The organism is Natronolimnobius sp. AArcel1, from assembly GCF_011043775.1.
Lineage (GTDB): Archaea > Halobacteriota > Halobacteria > Halobacteriales > Natrialbaceae > Natronolimnobius.
The window spans coordinates 369,017-384,976 of sequence record NZ_JAAKXY010000004.1 but is presented as its reverse complement, the minus strand read 5'-3'; the positions used below and the strand labels follow the sequence as shown (position 1 = coordinate 384,976).

Here is a 15,960-nt window from a genome sequence, read left to right as displayed (position 1 = left end):
CTCAAACCCAATCTTTACAAGAGAAGTGAGTATAAGTGCTTATACAGACGTTCAGAATGCTGGAAGTCCACCGAACCCATCGGGCGAAAATCCTCAACCACGGTCAGGTAGAGGACTCGCTCGACCGGCACGGGTGGAGCGCCAGCAAACTCTGGAACGTCGCCAACTACCACTCCCGAGAAGTCTGGGAGGAAACGGGCGTGATTCCCGACCACGGCGACCTCAAAGACGAGTTGAAGACTCACCCCAAATACAAGGGACTGCACAGTCAGTCCAGTCAGCGCGTTCTGGAGGAACTCGCTGAATCCTTCAACTCGTGGTACGAAAAGAGGAAATCCGACAGTCGAGCGAATCCGCCCGGCTACCGCAAGAAAAACTACTACGACGACAACGGCAACCGCGTCCACGAAGAACACCCACGCAGTACGCTGACGTGGAAACAGAACGGCATCAAACACAACGCCAAAAACAACCGTGTCCGACTCTCAAAGGGTGCGAATCACAAGGAACACCCGAAAGCGTGGGAATACATCCTCGTTGAGTACGAGACTCGCCCCGGCGTCACCGTCGAGAACCTGCAACAAGTCCGCGCCGTCTACGACAAGGCGAAACAGCGGTGGGAACTCCACCTCGTCTGTAAATACGAAATCGAGACGCCCACCGCACCCGGCACCGAGACAGCGGGCATCGACCTCGGTATCTGCAACTTCGCGGCGGTCGCGTACAGTACCGAACAGGCCGACCTGTACCCCGGCAACCGTCTGAAACAAGATGGGTACTACTTCCCGAAAGAGATTGCCAAGTGCGACGATTCAGGAGGTTCTGAGGCCACTCGTCTCCACGCGAAGTGGTCGGAGCGTCGAACCCACTTCTTCCACAGCCTCGCTAAACACATCGTCCAGCGATGTATCGAAAACGGTGTGGGGCGCATCAACATCGGGAAACTCGCTGGTGTCCGCGAGGACGAGAATGGCGAGTCGAAGAACTGGGGGAAGCACGGGAACCTTGACTTACACGGGTGGGCGTTTGACCGCTTCACGTCGATTCTCACGTACAAAGCGAAGGTTAAGGGCATCGAAGTCGTAGAAGTTTCAGAGCGAAACACGAGCAAGACGTGTTGCGTGTGCGGTAGAGAAGACGATAGTCAACGTGTTGAACGCGGCTTGTACGTGTGTGAGGAGTGCGATGCGGCGTTCAACGCTGACGTGAATGGGGCGGAGAACATCCGCCTCGACACCAACAACGAAAGTAACTCCGAGTCTTCGGCCAGTTTGGACGAGGATAGGAGTACCGGCTGGTTGGCTCAGCCTTCAGTCTACCTTCATGACCTCACCCGAGGATTCCAACCTCGGGCAGAGGTGGTAGACTGCAAACCTTAATATCCCAACTCAGCGGTGCGGTTCCGTGGGATTCCTCCGCCTTCAGGCGGAGGTGGAAGTCAATCGAGTCACTCGTCGCCACTCATCGGCCAGAATCACCGACCGGATGAGTTCGACAGTGCGGGATTCAAACCCACAGAACGACCGCTCGAGCACTTGGTTACGAACCCAAAACAGGTCGCCGTCGGTGACAGTCAACTGGCCAGAGCGTTTTTGCATGTGGCTTTCCTCTCACCCGAATAACGGAATGGGGTTTAGTACGAGCGCCGCCGCTGCCGTCATGCTCATCGCGTTTCTCATCGCGGCCAGCGTCATCTTTCCGACGGTGTTCGCCACCGGCTCGGATACTGGCGATGCCTTCGCCGCCCAGGCCGACCAGACCCGCGATCAGGCGAATACGGCAATCAACGTGACGAGCGCCGAGCAGGACCCCTACGAGACAGATAGCGAGGACGACGAAAACGGTGACCTCACTGTCACCGTCACAAACGATGGCACCAACTCCCTCGACGTTAGTACCACTGACCTTCTGATCGACGGCGTCTTCATCCCACACGAAGACCTCGAGACGACCGTCATTGCTGATGACGGCGAGGACGAGCGACCGGATTCAACTCTCTGGTCGCCCGGAACGGTTCTCGAGTTCGATGTCGACGGCGACCAGATTGACGCTGCGGTCACGGACGATGAGACGGACCCAGACGACATAGCGGACGTAAAGATCGTCACCGAGACCGCCATCACGGAATCGGCCGCAATCGAGCAACTCGAGAGCGACGTGGAGGGCGACTAGATGGCAAGCGTCCCGGCTTCCCATATCATCCTGTTCGTCGCGAGCATGATCGTCGCGGCTGGTATCGCTGGCACGGTCGTTCTCGAGGTGGATAACCTCAGCAATGCGATCGAGACCAGTGGCTCGAACGTCGCCGAGGAGATCGAGACTGACATTGCGGTTGCGAGCGACGAGCGCCACCCCGGATCGATCTACGACGAGGAGGAGAACAACGTGACTATTCTGGTGAAAAACGTCGGCTCCTCGAGTCTCGAGGCGGATACCTCCACGATCGACTTGCTGCTTGATGGACGCTACGTCTCGAGCGATGCGACCACAGTCGAGCGCGTCGATGTCGAGGCGTCTTCGTGGCGACCCGGTGGCGTCATCGAAGCGACAATCGATCTCGAGGAAGCGAATCTCGTCGAGGAGGACGAGTCACTGACGGGCGATACAGAAGTGACGGCGATTGTCAAGGACAACGAAGACAGCGTCGCGTTCTACGCTGGAAGCGACGACTGAACGGAGACAAGGTGAGCACACAATGAGCGGACTACTCGACGGCGACGACGGCACCGAACCGGACGACAGCGGCGACGACCTTCTAGGTGGTGCAGAGGATGGGCTGATGGGCGACGATGCAATCTTCGCCGATGATGACGACGGCGACGACGACGAGGATGAACTCTCCTATCGTCTCGACGAAGTCGAAAAAGAGATCGACTCCCTTTCAGGCAAAGTCGAAACCGTCCGCGGGGAAAACGAGAAAATCAGCGACTCGATTCAAACCGTCGAGCGAAACGTCGACCGCCTCGTCGATATGTACGAAATCGTCACGCAGGGGATCAACCCCTTTGTCGGCGATCAAGAGATTGGCAACGCCTTCGAGACCGCAACCGAGGGTGGCGTTTTCGGCGGTGACAACCCCGAGGACGATATCGACGACGACATCATGAACTCCGAGGCTGAGGACTTCCTTGATGACGACCTCGAGGACTTGGACGAGTCGGCCGACGACTTCGACGACGAGTTCGATGCGGTCGACGACGATGCAGACCCGTTCGAAGACGAGCTGGAAGACGAACCACTCGACGACGAATTCGAGGACGACCTGGAAGACGACGCTGACGCTGAAGACGACGATCCGTTCGAGGACACAGAGGCGGCCGACGACTTCGAGGAGCCGCTCGAGGCGGAGGCGGACCCGGATGCTCACGCTGTCGAGGCGGACTCACTCGAGGAAGAGTCAGGCCCTGCGGTCGAACTCGGCGAGAACGGTGAGATTGGCGAGCCGCCGTATCTGGTTCGCCATCCGTCCCGGCCCGACGCGGAGATTGCGACCCTTGAGTGGGTGCGCTATCTCGTCGATACGGCGGGCTTTGAGGACGCGGCGCGGACGATTTCGTACTACCAGTCGGTCGAGTGGATCTCGCCGGGTGTCGAGACATACCTCCTCTCGCTCCTGCAGGGATTCAGCGACTCTCACGAGGAACTCGAGGCTGACGACCTCGAGGCGCGCTCCGTGCTCACGCCGGACGCACATAAGCGCAGTCTCCAGTATATTGCTTGGATTGCGACGCCGGAGCGGAAGCCGGGGTTGATCGAGGGCGCAGATGACGTCCTCGCAGATACTGCCACGGAGTAGCAATGGGGCCAGAAGTTTTGTATCGGGTGCCTCAGAACGTCGGGCTACGGAGCGATGACTGTTCGATGCGGCCGAGCAGGCACTCGAAACTGGAGTAAACACAGAGATGGCAACGAGCACGGCGACGAATAAGACGGGTGTCACCGATTTCAGTCGGTCGATTATCCGCGCATACGACGAGATGGAGATGCCGGTGCGGCTGTACGTACTGGCAGTGTTGCTCCCAGCAACGCTGTTTTTCATTGGGTCGGTCACCGTTGCAATTCTCATCGATGCACTGTTGTTCGTCAAGTTGCTTATTCCGGTGTTTGGCCTGTTAGCGCTCGGCTCTGCCATTGGCTATCCGCGGTTGGCTGTCGACAGCCGCCGCATCGAGATGGAGAATCGATTCCATCTGTTCATTATCCACATGACGGTGCTGTCGACGACGAATATCGACCGCATGGAAGTGATTCGAAATCTCGCAAACGAAGACGAGTACGGTGAACTGGCAGCCGAGATGCAACGTGTCGTCGACCTGGTCGATGTCTGGCACCTGAGCTTAGATGACGCCTGTCGCCGTCGTGCGAAAGAGGTTCCAAGCGATTCGGTATCTGACCTCTTAGAGCGGATGGCTTACACGCTTAACGCGGGACAGGGACTCGATGAGTTCCTTCATCAGGAACAGGAAGTCCTCATCGAGCAGTACTCGACGGTCTACAGGCAGTCCCTGAGCAATCTGGACGTGCTCAAGGACCTCTATCTTGCGTTGGTCATTTCGATGACGTTCGCGCTCGTGTTCGCGGTCGTCCTGCCGCTGCTGACCGGCACCGATCCGACGCTCACCGTGACGCTCGTGATCGTCCTGTTCGTGTTCGTCCAGCTTGGCTTTCTGTTCGTCGTCCGCGCAGTCGTTCCCGACGACCCGCTCTGGTATCTCGAGGAGGGGTATCGGACGGGAACGAAGAAGCTCATGCTCGGGTCGGTCCTAGCCGGCGTGCTCCTGAGCAGCGTCTTCGTGCTCATCATGACGCTCGTCTCGTTCAACATCTTGCCAGGCCAGCAGTATATCCACATGCTGCCACTGTTGCTCTACTTGCCACTCGCAACGAGTCCGCTGTTGATCCCCGGTATCGTCTTCTGGTACGCAGAGCGCAAGACGTTCAATCGAGATCGGGCGTTTCCGAACTTTATCCGGGCGCTTGGGACAAGTGAGAGTGCCCGCCAGAGTACGACCTCCGAAGTTCTCTCGTCGCTGCGGACGAAAGACTTCGGACCGTTGACAGAGAACGTCAACGATCTCTACCGGCGGCTGAATATGCGCCTGAGCACCGAGAAATCATGGCGATACTTCACCGGTGATGCAAGTTCGTTTTTGATCCAGAAGTTCAGTGAGATGTATCTCGTCGGCCGTGAGATGGGTGGTGGCCCGAAACGGCTGGGCGAACTCATCAGCCAGAACATGAGCGTGATTATCAACCTGCGCGAAGAGCGCAAGCAACAGACGATGACGCTGATCGGTGTCCTGTACGGCATCACCGCTGCGTCGGCGTTTGCGTTCTACATCGGCCTCGAGCTCGCCGTGTTGCTCTCGAGTTTCGATATCGACACCGGTGGGCAGGATATCGGTGGTGGCCTGATCCACACTGAGCAGTATGATATTCTCGTCCTCCGATTCTTGATCGTGCTCGTGTTGATTTTTAACGCGCTCATCTCTTCGCTCATGCTTCGCGTGGCCGATGGCGGGCACTTTGGCAACTCCTACATTCACTTTACGGCGCTGCTCTGGCTCGGCGCAGTGACCGGCGCGCTTACCGAACGGCTCATCGACGCGCTCATCACAATCGATCTGTAATCGCTCGAGCGCCTCCAAGCCACCCAGACCGAGTGGATCCGTTCTCTCGAGTATCTCGTCGGGCCACAAAAGCAAACATCCTCCAGTCAAAAACTCCGCCTACGATGTCTCCAACTCGGCCACGGTTTCAGGATTCTGCCCGCGCGATCAGTTCGGTACACAGCGCAGTGTTGTTGTTCGCGTTTGCGATTGTCCTCTCGATATTCATGGCAATCGTCATTTTCCTCAACGGCGCAGCGGCCTGAGCACCGCACACTCCGCTACTCGAGTGCCTCGAGTAACTCATCGAGAGTGCTCGAGCCATCGAGGTCGTGTGTTCGCATCGCGCGTTCGACCTGGCGTTTCGACAGGGCGGGTGTAAAATCGGATTTCTCGAGTAACAACTCGGCTGCACGGTTCGTCGGCGTTCGCCCAGAGACGTGTCGAGCATACCAGAACAGGAGGCTGTTGAACGTCCCAACGGCGTCGTCGGAGGCAGTCCGGTGGCGGGCGGTTTCGTCGCCAAAGCGTGAGACGATATCGATCGCATAGCGCGTCTCGACGTGCTCGAGTTCGCTGGCGAGAAGCGAGCGTGCGGCTTCGGGACTCTGTGGGCGTGATGGTTCCTGTGGTGGCTGTGGCGACTGTGGTGATTGGTACGCACTCGAGTTGTGGGGGGAACTCTCGAGCGGTGAGGCTGCTGGCTGTGACTGTGTGGGTGCTGGATCGGGTGGATTGCTCTCGGCTGCAGGTGTATCACCACCGTGAGCGCTCGAGCCTGGATTGTCGCCGGATCCGCCATGTGTATCTGATGTTGCCTGTTGTGTCGCCGAGTCGTTCGCGCTGGCCTGGGTGGACGTCGCGTTACGTGCTCCTTGGGTGCCACTGGGTCCACTGGACGGTCGCCGGTCGGCCGAGACGACGTAGCGCCCGTCGTCGATTTCATCGACGTACGGACTATCCGTGAAATCGAGATCCTCCGGTGAGAGCGCACCCCGAGACCTCGAGGAGGTCGACGGTTGTTTCTCATTCGGGAGGACGGGCGGCACGTCGGCGTTTTCTTTCGGGTCCGAACCCTCGTTACCCTTTGTCATAGCCAGCCACTGCTAGCGTCTTTGGAGATACAGGAAAAAGAATGCTTTGTCCGTATTCATCGGTCGATCACTGTGGTCTGAATCTGATATTGGACGCAAACGCACGGAGCGAACGACCGTGTCACAGGCAATGGCTGCTCCTCGAGAGAATTTCAGTACGGAAATAGGTTTGATTACCTGAATAGCCATAATGGCTTAATAGGTTCGTTCATATAGCTTTCTTCAATGACTACTCGTCGCAGCCCGAATCGGGACGTACCTTTCTTCGGTCGAACGGGACTTCGCCCGATGGGCTGTGCGAGGCTGCGTCGTGGCGATGGTGGTGAGTGAACTATGTTACTGTCCATAATCGGAAATCTACTCGGCGACGACGACGGCAACGGGCAAAACACCGGCTCCGGCTCGAGTGCCACTACTGATGATGAACTCATGGGTGGCGACCTTGCTGGAAGTACGAGCGATCAGGGATTGATGCCCGGCGCGAACACCGGCGGAGGCGGCGGTGATGGCGGCGGCGACGATTTCCTCGGCGACGGCATGGGTGGGATGGACGAGATGGGCGGCATGGATGAGATGGGTGGCATGGATGAGATGGGTGGCATGGATGAGATGGGCGGCCAGATGTCCATGGACGAGATGGGAGGCGATGACGGTCCCTCGAGTGAACTCCAGTCGCGCGTCGACGAGATCGAAAACGAAGTCGGCTCGCTCTCCTCGACGGTCAACACCGTTCAGAGCGAAAACGAGAAGATCAGTGACTCACTCGGCGAAATCGAGGAGGATATCCGCAAACTGCTCGAGGTGTACGAGATGGTCACACAAGGAGTCAACCCCTTCGTCGAAGGCGACTCGCTGAGTGATTCCTTCCAGCACGGCAGCGGCGGTGGTGGCGCACAGGGATCGGGCGATTTTGGCGGCGAGAGCCTCTTTGATAGCGACATTGACGACGACGCAGACGAGGATATCGACGAAGATATCGCTGACGCCGAGGCTGAGGACTTTCTCGATGAGAGCATTGGCGAGGAAGACGACGAAGAGGACTTTGCGTTCGACGACGAGTTCGAAGACGACGACCTCGAGGGCGACGACGAGTTTGGCGATCTCGAAGAAGAGACGGACAGCACGGACGACGGCGACCTCTCGTTTGACGAACTGAAATCCGAGTTTGACTCGGGCGAGGCAGAGTGGGACGAGGAGGAGGCGGCCGAGGCTGACGCCGCGGACGATCCGTTCGACGACGCCGACGCGACAGACGCGCCAGCAGCCGACGACTCCCTCGAGTTCGAGGAGGATACGTCGACAGCCGAGGCGGACGACACGCTGTTCGACGACGAATCGGCTGGCGAGGATGCACTCGAGGCAGAGACCGCAGCCACGACACCCACAGCGCCCGCAATGGACGCCGATATTCCGTGGGACGACGGCGGCCGGCCATACCTCGAGTCGATTCCCTCGGAGTATGAGACGCAGTTTGCGGTGATGGACTGGCTCGATTATCTCGTCGGTGAAGCCGGCCTCAACGGCGCAGCGCGAACGATTTCGTTTTACGAGTCGATTCAGTGGGTGAGTTCGCCGGTTGCGGCCCACCTGCAGACGACGCTGAACGGCTTTGGCGGCGGTCCTGACGTCGACGATCCGGAACCGCGCTCCGCACTCGGCGTTGACCACAAACGAAGCCTCTGGCGCATCAGCCAGATCAAAACGCCGGAGAAAGACCGTCAGTCCTACGAGGACTGGCTCGAGACGGAAGGAATCGGTGGACTGGTCCTTGAGGAAGACGAAGAGGACGAAGAAGACGCAGACGCAGACACAGTCGACAATACAGAGTCCGCAGACGATGCCGATGTCGAAGTCGAGTTCATCGACGACGCTGAGCCTGCTGACGCAGACGCAGCCGATGGTGCGGAGACGGTCGATGCAGACGATGACCCTGACGCGCCAGACGATGACGACGCGGTCGACGAACTGTTCGACGACCTCGAGGGCGAAGCTGTCGCCGAACGCGACGACGAGGCAGACGTTGACGAGGCAGCCTCCGACGGCGCAACGGCGGCGGACAACGCAGACCCCGAGACGACGGCCGATGCGGACGCCGAGTCTGTTGCTGGCGTCGAGCCAGAGTCAAACAACGACGATACCGTCGACCCAGTCGACGAACTCGAGTACACGGCTGTCGAGACGGTCGATGACGAGACCGAGGCGTCTGACACAGACACGGTGACCGACGCTAACGCCGATGCAGAGACCGAGCCAGGAGACGACTCGAGTGAGGCGAACGAGACGCCTGCGGAGACACACGATGCGACTGGTTCCGGTGCACAGACGATTCAGATCGATGAGTCCGGGCCCGAGTCAGAGACCTCAGTAGCCGAGGCGAACGCCGGAGACGACACCAGCGAGACGCAGGCAACCTGGACAGACAACACGACGATGCTTCGCGAGCGCCCCAAAAGCGATGAGGCCGAAAACGGCCAGATGATCTGGGTCGACTCGGATGTCGTCCTTTCGGAGGCTGGCCTCGAGCGGTACAACACACGCGAGTTTACCCGTCGGTCGCGCCGAACCGGCAGCGTCGGGTCGACCACAGTCGAGACACAAGACTCACGTGAGGACCATCTCAAGCCTCTGTTCATCCCCGATGAAAACGGCGACCTCACCCTCGAGTCGGTGCAGTTGCTGCTCGTACACGATGAGGACACAGAAACGCAGTGAGTGACTATGAGTAAAGCAAACAACATCTTCTCTATCGGACTGGACGACCGCGACCGGCTGAACAAAGAACTCGGTGGCGGCATACCAACGGGCAGTATCGTCCTGATGGAAGGCGACTACGGGGCTGGCAAGAGCGCGATTTCACAGCGCGTTGCCTACGGCCTGTGTGAGACCGGCAAATCCGTCACCTTCCTCTCGACCGAACTCGAGGTCAAGGGCTTTATCAACCAGATGGACTCGCTAAACTACAACGTCGAGGAGCATCTGCTGTTCGAGAACATGCTCTTTCTCCATGGCGACTTAGACAGCGGCAGCGTGTTATCCTCCTCGAGTGAGGAAGACAATCGGCAGGATCTGCTGACGGATCTCATGGAAGAGGAGACGCTCTGGTCCGCAGATATCGTCATTATCGACACGTTCGATGCCATCCTGCGAAATGATCCGAAGTTCGAGGCGCTGGTCCGCCAGAACGAGGAACGTCAGGCCGCCCTCGAGATCATTTCGTTCCTTCGGAACATCATTTCACAGGGGAAAGTTGTCGTGCTGACGGTCGACCCATCGACCGTCGGCGAGGAAGCAATTGGCCCGTTCCGGTCGATTGCTGACGTGTTTATCGAACTCGAGATGATCGAGGTTGGAAACGACATTCGCCGACAGTTGTTCATCAAGCGGTTTGCGGGCATGGGTGAACAGGTTGGCGACCGAGTCGGGTATTCGGTTCGCTCGGGAACGGGAATCGTCATCGAGAACCGCAGTGTCGCCTAACGAGGCTGGTCGCGTATGACCGAAATGGGAACGCCGAAGCCGTCCGACGAGTTGCAAGAGATCGCCGCCCGTCGCCCACATCTTCGGGAGCATCTAAAGAAATTTAGACAGATTACCGGCGAGTTTCCACAGTTAGTCGACGAACCGTCTTCGGAACACGAAGTCGCTCACCCGAATATTCTGTATCCGGTTGGCGGGCCGATCTTCAGTCACGTCTACGGCGACGTCGGGACAAAAATGCAGTACTTCGCGGTCGAACCGACGCTCTCGGAGGAAGAACAGTCCGTCTTCGAGAACGTCAAAGACTCGCTGCTTCGTCGCAGCGCCTCGAAAAAGGCCCCCGAAAAAGAAGCCGAGTACGACGACCGGATCGAGGAACTGCTTCGCGAATCGACCCACATCAAAGGCGAAGAGACGAATAATTTGCTCGAGGAGCTGAAAGTTCGGTACCATCCCGGTATCGAAGAGGTTCCACAGGAGACCTACGAGAACATTCGCTACCGGCTGAATCGGGATATCGTCGGTCTCGGTCCGCTCGAGCCAGTAATGCGTGACCCGGAGAACGAGGACATTCACGTGATCGGCCCAAGCGAGTGCTACGTCGATCACGGTGTGTACGGCATGGTCGAGACCTCGATTGATTTCGGGACACGCGAGCAGTTCGACCGCTGGCTCTCGAATATGGGTGAACGAATCGGGAATCCGATGACCGACGCCGAGCCGATTATCGACTCGACGCTGCCCGATGGGTCTCGTCTGAACGTCATCTACAGCGAGGACGTAAGTGTCAAAGGACCCTCGCTGACGATCCGTCAGGGGACTGAGGTGCCCCTGTCGGTCGCCCAGATTACCAACTGGGGGACGCTTTCGCCCGAACTCGCGGCGTATCTCTGGCTCTGCCTCGAGAACGAGCAGACGGTGTTCGTTGTCGGGGAGACGGCATCGGGGAAGACGACGACGCTGAACTCGATCATGTCGTTTATTCCGCGGGATTCGAAGATTTACACGGCAGAGGACACCGCCGAGGTGCTGCCGCCCCACGACACCTGGCAGCAGCTTCTGACCCGTGAGAGCCAGAGCGAAGACAGCGTCGACGTGGACATGTTCAAACTGGTCGAGGCGGCGCTGCGGTCTCGCCCCGAGTACATTGTCGTGGGTGAGGTTCGTGGTGAGGAGGGTCGGATGGCGTTCCAGGCGGCCCAGACCGGCCACCCCGTCATGCTGACGTTCCACGCGAGCGATATCGTCTCCATGATCCAGCGCTTTACTGGGGACCCGATTAACGTCCCCGAGACGTTCATGGACAACGCCGACGTGGCGCTGTTCCAGAACCGGGTCAAGCAGGGTGACGACGTCCTGCGTCGCGTTACGTCGGTTCAAGAGATCGAAGGCTACTCCGAACAGATGGACGGCGTCGTCACCCGGCAGGTGTTCTACTGGGACCCCGTCGAGGACGAAATCGTCTTCCAGGGGATGAACAACTCCTACGTCTTAGAGGACCAGATCGCAACCCTGCTTGGCTACGCTGAAACTCGAGATATCTACGACGACCTCCAGTTCCGCGCCGACATCATGGAGCGCATGATTCAGGAGAACATCCTCGAGTACCACGAGGTCAACGCAGCAATCGAGGGCTTCCAGCGCGACGGCGTCGAAGGCTTGCCGTTCCACATCACCCGACCGGACTAATGTCGGGCGCAATAATTCAGCAGTTGTCTCGCGAATGGATACCTAACTGCTAAGATAATTCACTCGAGTACCACACATATGACAGAGGATATCGTCGCTGATTTCACCGGCCGCTTTTTCTTTCCTCGCGGGAGTGACGGCGATGCAACGCCACTTACTGGCCGGGTTATCGCGACGAAAAAACGCGTCGTCCTCGTTGCAGAGGATGCCAAAGAGACCGTCCCGTTGTCGCGGGTTATAGACATCAATGTTGGTACCGTTCCACCCCACGTCAAGCAGTTCTTCGATGATACACTGACGATTGGGTACAAAACCGACGAGGGAACGCAGAGCGCCGTTATCGAAAGCCGCGGCGAGACCGTCGACACGTTTGTCACGATCCTGTTTCGCTGCCTGCTCAACGGACAGAAAGCTGCGGTGAAACATCCTGCTCGCGTCGGTGGGCGCGTCAAAGATTCACCGGTCGTTCCAGGGAAGATCCGCCTCGACGACCACCGAATCGAGGTGCGCTCGAAAGGCGGTACGTTCGGGTTCGATGTCGAAACCGTCATGCAGATCGACCGGACGAACAAAATCGGCACCAGCGACGACCGCGTCACGCTCGTCGTCAAACACGCCGACCCCGACACGGGCAAGACCACCACCTCACTGATCGCCCCCGCAAAGAGCCAGTACGTCAACCTCCTCGCCAGATTCCTCCGCCTCGAGTACGACGCACTGCGCGAGGAAACCGAAGATATCGAACTCTCGAATCCCGAAAAGCGCGTCCTCGTCGGCGTCCACGCAACCGGTGGCGACATCGACTTTACGAACATGCTCGATGGCGACCCGGCCTACGTAACGAACGTCTTGAACTCCGTCAAGAACAAAGGCCTGATCGTCGAGAACGGCTCGGGAATTTCGCTGACAGCCACCGGCCGGATTATTGTCAGCCAGCGCATTGAAGATGTCAACGCTGGCGGCACACTCGAGGCCTTAGAGGAGACTCGAGCGAACAATCGGTAGCAACAACTCGTCTCGCAGTTTCGGTATGCAACCGCCTTCTCTACTCAGTCGTTTTCGGTTTTCGGATCAGAATTGGAGTCAGGATCGGACTCACTCGAGGCGACGGCGCTCGAACTCGGCACGTCGACTTCGTCTTCCTCTCGTAGGAACAGCGACCGTTGGGTTCCGAACGCAAGCGCCATCGAGGCGACGGCGATCAGCGTGATGATGGAGAACGGACCGCCGGTGATGATCGCCGCTGCTTGCAGGGCTTCGACACCGCCCGTAACGATGAGCAACGAAGCGAGCGCCCCGATGAGAAAGCCCCAGATGACCCGGTTGATTGTCGAGGGCCGCTGTGCCCCGCCCGTCGTAAGCATGCCGAGGGCGAGCGTCGAGGAATCCGCAGACGTAATCAGAAAGAGGAGCACGAGCAGGAGAAACAGCGCCGTCAACAGTCCACCGAGCGGGAGCGCCTCAAAGAGCGGGTAGCCCGCACCCGCTTCGTCGTACGCTTGGATTGCAGAGAGCACATCGGCCTGGCCGTCGTCCTGCAGGTAGATTGCCGTTCCACCCATCGTCGCGAACCACGGGATCGTAATTCCAGTCGACGCAAGGACGCCCGTCGCAGCGACCTGACGGACGGTTCGCCCGCGTGAAATCCGCGCGATAAACAGTCCGACGAACGGCGTCCACGAGAACCACCACGCCCAGTAGAAGATCGTCCAATCGCCGACCCACGCGGAGACGCCACCGGACCCCGTCTCAGCGGTTCCAGTGTAGAAACTCATCGGGATGAACTGGCTGATGTAGGTGCCAAGCGCTTCAGTTCCGATTGCTGTAATAAAGTTCGTCGGCCCGAGCAGGAAGGTGACGACCGTCAGCAGTCCGAACAGTGAGAGGTTGACGTACGATATCCGGCGGATCCCCTTCTGGACGCCGAGCGCAACCGACGCCGTGAACGCGACGGTCATCCCGGTGATAATAAGGATCGTCCCCAGATCGCCGACCGAGACACCCATGGTCCACTCGAGGCCGACCAGAAACTGGCTGCCGACCAGGCCGAGGGTTGTCGCGACGCCGCCGATTGTCGCGAACACTGCCAGGATGTCGACGGCTTTCGCAATGGGCGTCTCGAGATTGTCGATGCCGACCCATGGCGCGAGGACCGTCGAAATTCGCATTGGCGCGTCGTAGCGATACGCACAGTAGGCAATCGGCAAGGCGACGACGACGTACGCTGTCCACGCGGAGACGCCCCAGTGGAAGAACGTGTACTGAATTGCGCCGACGGCGGCCTCAGAAGACTGCGCTTCCGCCCCGACAAAGGGCGAGACGTCGTCGTAGTGTGACACCGCCTCTGCCGGACCCCAGAAGACGATTCCGGCGGCGATGCCTGCCGAATATAACATCGCGAAGTAGGAGAGAAAGGCAAACTCCGGCTCTTCGTCTTCCTCGCCGAGTTTGATGTTCCCCCAGGGACCGAAGATCAGGAAGATCACGAACACGACGAGAAAGAACATCACGATCAGATACCACCAGCCGAAGCCGGTCCAGATGACGTCGTTCGCGACGTCCATATACCCCGTTGCTCTCCCTGGGGCGACGACGAACGCGATCACGGCAGCGACGGCAATCGCGAAGCCGACGCCGAAGACAATCGTGTCAAGTTCCTCGAGAAACCCCTCGTCGCCGTCCTGGTGATCCGTGTCAGTCATCGGTCCGTGCACTCGAGACCAATCGTCGACCGTAGTCGATTACAGCTGACTATCGCTATCTCTGGGCACCCACCACCGACCGTGACCAAACGAGGGACAAAACCTCGAGTCATACCCGTGACGGTATACCAAGTACAGACAAATGAACTGGGCTTGCACGAGAGAATAGTGTTCACCGTCGCCGGTTCAGCAGTATATATTGCTCTACAATCTCGTTTCCGCGGTGCTGGATTGGGGTTCTGTAACACGTTCCAACTGGTGCCGTCCTGACGGTCACGGGACGGCCCATCGTCAGCCAGCGCATCGGAAACATCAACGCCGGCGGGACACTCGAGGCGTTAGAGGAGACTCGAGCGAACAACCGCTAGCCGTTCGTCTCGTAGCTTCGGCATTTTGCGTTGTTTTTGACATAAATAGGTGGGTGGTCTCTCCAGTAGCTATCGGCGGCTATTGGGTGTTCGTCATTCCGCCGTCAACGATGAGTGATTCTCCGGTCACGTAATCTGAGAGACTGCTTGCAAGATACAGCGCAGCGTCCGCTACATCTTCAGGTTGGCCTGCCCGCTGTGACGGGATGCCCTCCATGAAGTCCGCTTCGGCATCTGTGCCCATGATTGGATAGTCGTCGGTTGTCATCGCTGTCTCGATCAGCCCTGGATGAATCGCGTTCACCCGGATCCCGTCAGGACCTAGCTTCCCTGCCATCGCATACGTGAATAGTCGGACTGCCCCTTTCGTCCCGCAGTAGGTGACGAACTCACCTGATCCCTCGAGACCGGCGACCGATGAGAGGTTAATTATTTGGCCACCATCGGCCTCGACCATTCGCTTTGCTGCCGCTTGTGCGCCGAAAAAGACACCTTTGACGTTGATATCCATCATTCGGTCAAACGCATCCTCATCGACGTCAAGGAACTCCTCGCCGTGGAAAATTCCTGCGTTGTTCACCATGACAGTGACACCACCGAACTCCTCAGCAGCGTCAACCGCTGCTTCGAGATCATCGATTTTCGTCACATCACACTCCACGAATACCGCCTGTGCGTCTGTTTCGTCCTCGATCAGTTCGTGGGTTGGTTTTCCACCCTCTCGAGGGGACTCTTGAATATCCGCAACGACGATGTCGGCCCCCTCTGCAGCGAACCGACGGGCAATCGCGCGCCCGTTTCCACTTGAACCTCCTGTAACAACTGCTACGTCGTCCATGAGTAATGGGGACATTGCACATGATCTATGTCTGGAGAAAGCATAAACCCCTACCCAGCAAGTGGTGCCGTAGGAAGCCCCATGTGACTATGGTAACAACTGCAACTAGTTACACACTGATCGCCGACCCGTCTGTCGATCAGGTGTGCACTGACTTGCAGTGGCTACTATAGAAGACCCCCT

The 15,960-nt window shown here is 58.4% G+C and carries 14 protein-coding genes; 10 read left to right on the top strand and 4 right to left on the bottom strand.

All coding sequences use genetic code 11. The annotated features are described in order from the left end of the window. The first annotated feature begins 56 nt into the window (after nucleotides 1-56). Nucleotides 57-1,379, top strand: a complete 1,323-nt coding sequence (locus G6M89_RS14235) for an RNA-guided endonuclease TnpB family protein (protein ID WP_165162483.1) — start codon at nucleotides 57-59, stop codon at nucleotides 1,377-1,379. Nucleotides 1,380-1,421: 42 nt separating this feature from the next. Here G6M89_RS14235 and G6M89_RS14230 read toward each other — a convergent pair whose 3' ends face one another. Next, nucleotides 1,422-1,598 (bottom strand): hypothetical protein, encoded by a 177-nt coding sequence (locus tag G6M89_RS14230; protein WP_165162482.1) that lies wholly within the window; start codon nucleotides 1,596-1,598, stop codon nucleotides 1,422-1,424. Here G6M89_RS14230 and G6M89_RS14225 point away from each other — a divergent pair. The 5 genes from G6M89_RS14225 to G6M89_RS14205 all read left to right on the top strand — a co-directional run bounded on the left by G6M89_RS14225 (nucleotide 1,597) and on the right by G6M89_RS14205 (nucleotide 5,875). Continuing rightward, nucleotides 1,597-2,172 (top strand): flagellin, encoded by a 576-nt coding sequence (locus G6M89_RS14225; RefSeq protein ID WP_241175350.1) that lies wholly within the window; start codon nucleotides 1,597-1,599, stop codon nucleotides 2,170-2,172. The genes G6M89_RS14230 and G6M89_RS14225 overlap by 2 nt on opposite strands. After that, nucleotides 2,173-2,673 carry a flagellin gene (locus tag G6M89_RS14220; RefSeq protein WP_165162481.1) on the top strand — a complete coding sequence of 167 codons (501 nt, stop codon included), beginning with the start codon at nucleotides 2,173-2,175 and terminating at the stop codon, nucleotides 2,671-2,673. Between the two features lie 22 nt (nucleotides 2,674-2,695). Continuing rightward, nucleotides 2,696-3,796, top strand: a complete 1,101-nt coding sequence (locus G6M89_RS14215) for a FlaD/FlaE family flagellar protein (protein WP_165162480.1) — start codon at nucleotides 2,696-2,698, stop codon at nucleotides 3,794-3,796. 106 nt (nucleotides 3,797-3,902) lie between these two features. Next, the gene (gene flaJ / locus G6M89_RS14210; protein ID WP_165162479.1) at nucleotides 3,903-5,630 is read left to right on the top strand and encodes an archaellar assembly protein FlaJ; all 1,728 of its coding nucleotides are present in this window, start codon (nucleotides 3,903-3,905) and stop codon (nucleotides 5,628-5,630) included. Nucleotides 5,631-5,734: 104 nt separating this feature from the next. Continuing rightward, nucleotides 5,735-5,875: an archaellin/type IV pilin N-terminal domain-containing protein gene (locus tag G6M89_RS14205; protein ID WP_165162478.1), complete on the top strand. Its 141-nt coding sequence runs from the start codon at nucleotides 5,735-5,737 to the stop codon at nucleotides 5,873-5,875. A 15-nt stretch (nucleotides 5,876-5,890) separates the two neighbouring features. Here the strand turns inward: G6M89_RS14205 and G6M89_RS14200 are convergent, their stop codons facing one another. After that, nucleotides 5,891-6,703: a flagella cluster protein gene (locus G6M89_RS14200; RefSeq protein ID WP_165162477.1), complete on the bottom strand. Its 813-nt coding sequence runs from the start codon at nucleotides 6,701-6,703 to the stop codon at nucleotides 5,891-5,893. Between the two features lie 333 nt (nucleotides 6,704-7,036). On the opposite strand from G6M89_RS14200, the gene G6M89_RS14195 reads away from it, so the two are divergent. From G6M89_RS14195 to G6M89_RS14180, 4 genes are all read left to right on the top strand, one after another. Continuing rightward, a complete protein-coding gene (locus G6M89_RS14195) occupies nucleotides 7,037-9,415 on the top strand; it encodes a FlaD/FlaE family flagellar protein (RefSeq protein WP_165162476.1) in 2,379 nt (792 codons plus the stop codon). Between the two features lie 6 nt (nucleotides 9,416-9,421). After that, nucleotides 9,422-10,180 carry an ATPase domain-containing protein gene (locus G6M89_RS14190; protein WP_165162475.1) on the top strand — a complete coding sequence of 253 codons (759 nt, stop codon included), beginning with the start codon at nucleotides 9,422-9,424 and terminating at the stop codon, nucleotides 10,178-10,180. Nucleotides 10,181-10,195: 15 nt separating this feature from the next. Then, on the top strand, nucleotides 10,196-11,869 hold the full coding sequence (locus G6M89_RS14185; RefSeq protein ID WP_165162474.1) for a type II/IV secretion system ATPase subunit: 1,674 nt from the start codon (nucleotides 10,196-10,198) through the stop codon (nucleotides 11,867-11,869). A gap of 78 nt (nucleotides 11,870-11,947) precedes the next feature. Further along, nucleotides 11,948-12,874, top strand: a complete 927-nt coding sequence (locus G6M89_RS14180; protein ID WP_165162473.1) for a CheF family chemotaxis protein — start codon at nucleotides 11,948-11,950, stop codon at nucleotides 12,872-12,874. Nucleotides 12,875-12,918: 44 nt separating this feature from the next. Here G6M89_RS14180 and G6M89_RS14175 read toward each other — a convergent pair whose 3' ends face one another. Both G6M89_RS14175 and G6M89_RS14170 read right to left on the bottom strand, forming a co-directional pair. Continuing rightward, nucleotides 12,919-14,571, bottom strand: a complete 1,653-nt coding sequence (locus tag G6M89_RS14175) for a BCCT family transporter (RefSeq protein WP_165162472.1) — start codon at nucleotides 14,569-14,571, stop codon at nucleotides 12,919-12,921. Nucleotides 14,572-15,018: 447 nt separating this feature from the next. Next, complete coding sequence (locus G6M89_RS14170; RefSeq protein WP_165162471.1) at nucleotides 15,019-15,792, bottom strand: SDR family oxidoreductase; 774 nt, start codon at nucleotides 15,790-15,792, stop codon at nucleotides 15,019-15,021. Nucleotides 15,793-15,960: the final 168 nt, after the last annotated feature.

What these genes read in the sequence shown, in the direction of transcription:
- G6M89_RS14235 (WP_165162483.1), top strand. Translation starts at nt 57, where the DNA reads ATGCTGGAAGTCCACCGAACCCATCGGGCGAAAATCCTCAACCACGGT.
- G6M89_RS14225 (WP_241175350.1), top strand. Translation starts at nt 1,597, where the DNA reads ATGTGGCTTTCCTCTCACCCGAATAACGGAATGGGGTTTAGTACGAGC.
- G6M89_RS14230 (WP_165162482.1), bottom strand. Translation starts at nt 1,598, where the DNA reads ATGCAAAAACGCTCTGGCCAGTTGACTGTCACCGACGGCGACCTGTTT.
- G6M89_RS14220 (WP_165162481.1), top strand. Translation starts at nt 2,173, where the DNA reads ATGGCAAGCGTCCCGGCTTCCCATATCATCCTGTTCGTCGCGAGCATG.
- G6M89_RS14215 (WP_165162480.1), top strand. Translation starts at nt 2,696, where the DNA reads ATGAGCGGACTACTCGACGGCGACGACGGCACCGAACCGGACGACAGC.
- flaJ (WP_165162479.1), top strand. Translation starts at nt 3,903, where the DNA reads ATGGCAACGAGCACGGCGACGAATAAGACGGGTGTCACCGATTTCAGT.
- G6M89_RS14205 (WP_165162478.1), top strand. Translation starts at nt 5,735, where the DNA reads ATGTCTCCAACTCGGCCACGGTTTCAGGATTCTGCCCGCGCGATCAGT.
- G6M89_RS14200 (WP_165162477.1), bottom strand. Translation starts at nt 6,703, where the DNA reads ATGACAAAGGGTAACGAGGGTTCGGACCCGAAAGAAAACGCCGACGTG.
- G6M89_RS14195 (WP_165162476.1), top strand. Translation starts at nt 7,037, where the DNA reads ATGTTACTGTCCATAATCGGAAATCTACTCGGCGACGACGACGGCAAC.
- G6M89_RS14190 (WP_165162475.1), top strand. Translation starts at nt 9,422, where the DNA reads ATGAGTAAAGCAAACAACATCTTCTCTATCGGACTGGACGACCGCGAC.
- G6M89_RS14185 (WP_165162474.1), top strand. Translation starts at nt 10,196, where the DNA reads ATGACCGAAATGGGAACGCCGAAGCCGTCCGACGAGTTGCAAGAGATC.
- G6M89_RS14180 (WP_165162473.1), top strand. Translation starts at nt 11,948, where the DNA reads ATGACAGAGGATATCGTCGCTGATTTCACCGGCCGCTTTTTCTTTCCT.
- G6M89_RS14175 (WP_165162472.1), bottom strand. Translation starts at nt 14,571, where the DNA reads ATGACTGACACGGATCACCAGGACGGCGACGAGGGGTTTCTCGAGGAA.
- G6M89_RS14170 (WP_165162471.1), bottom strand. Translation starts at nt 15,792, where the DNA reads ATGTCCCCATTACTCATGGACGACGTAGCAGTTGTTACAGGAGGTTCA.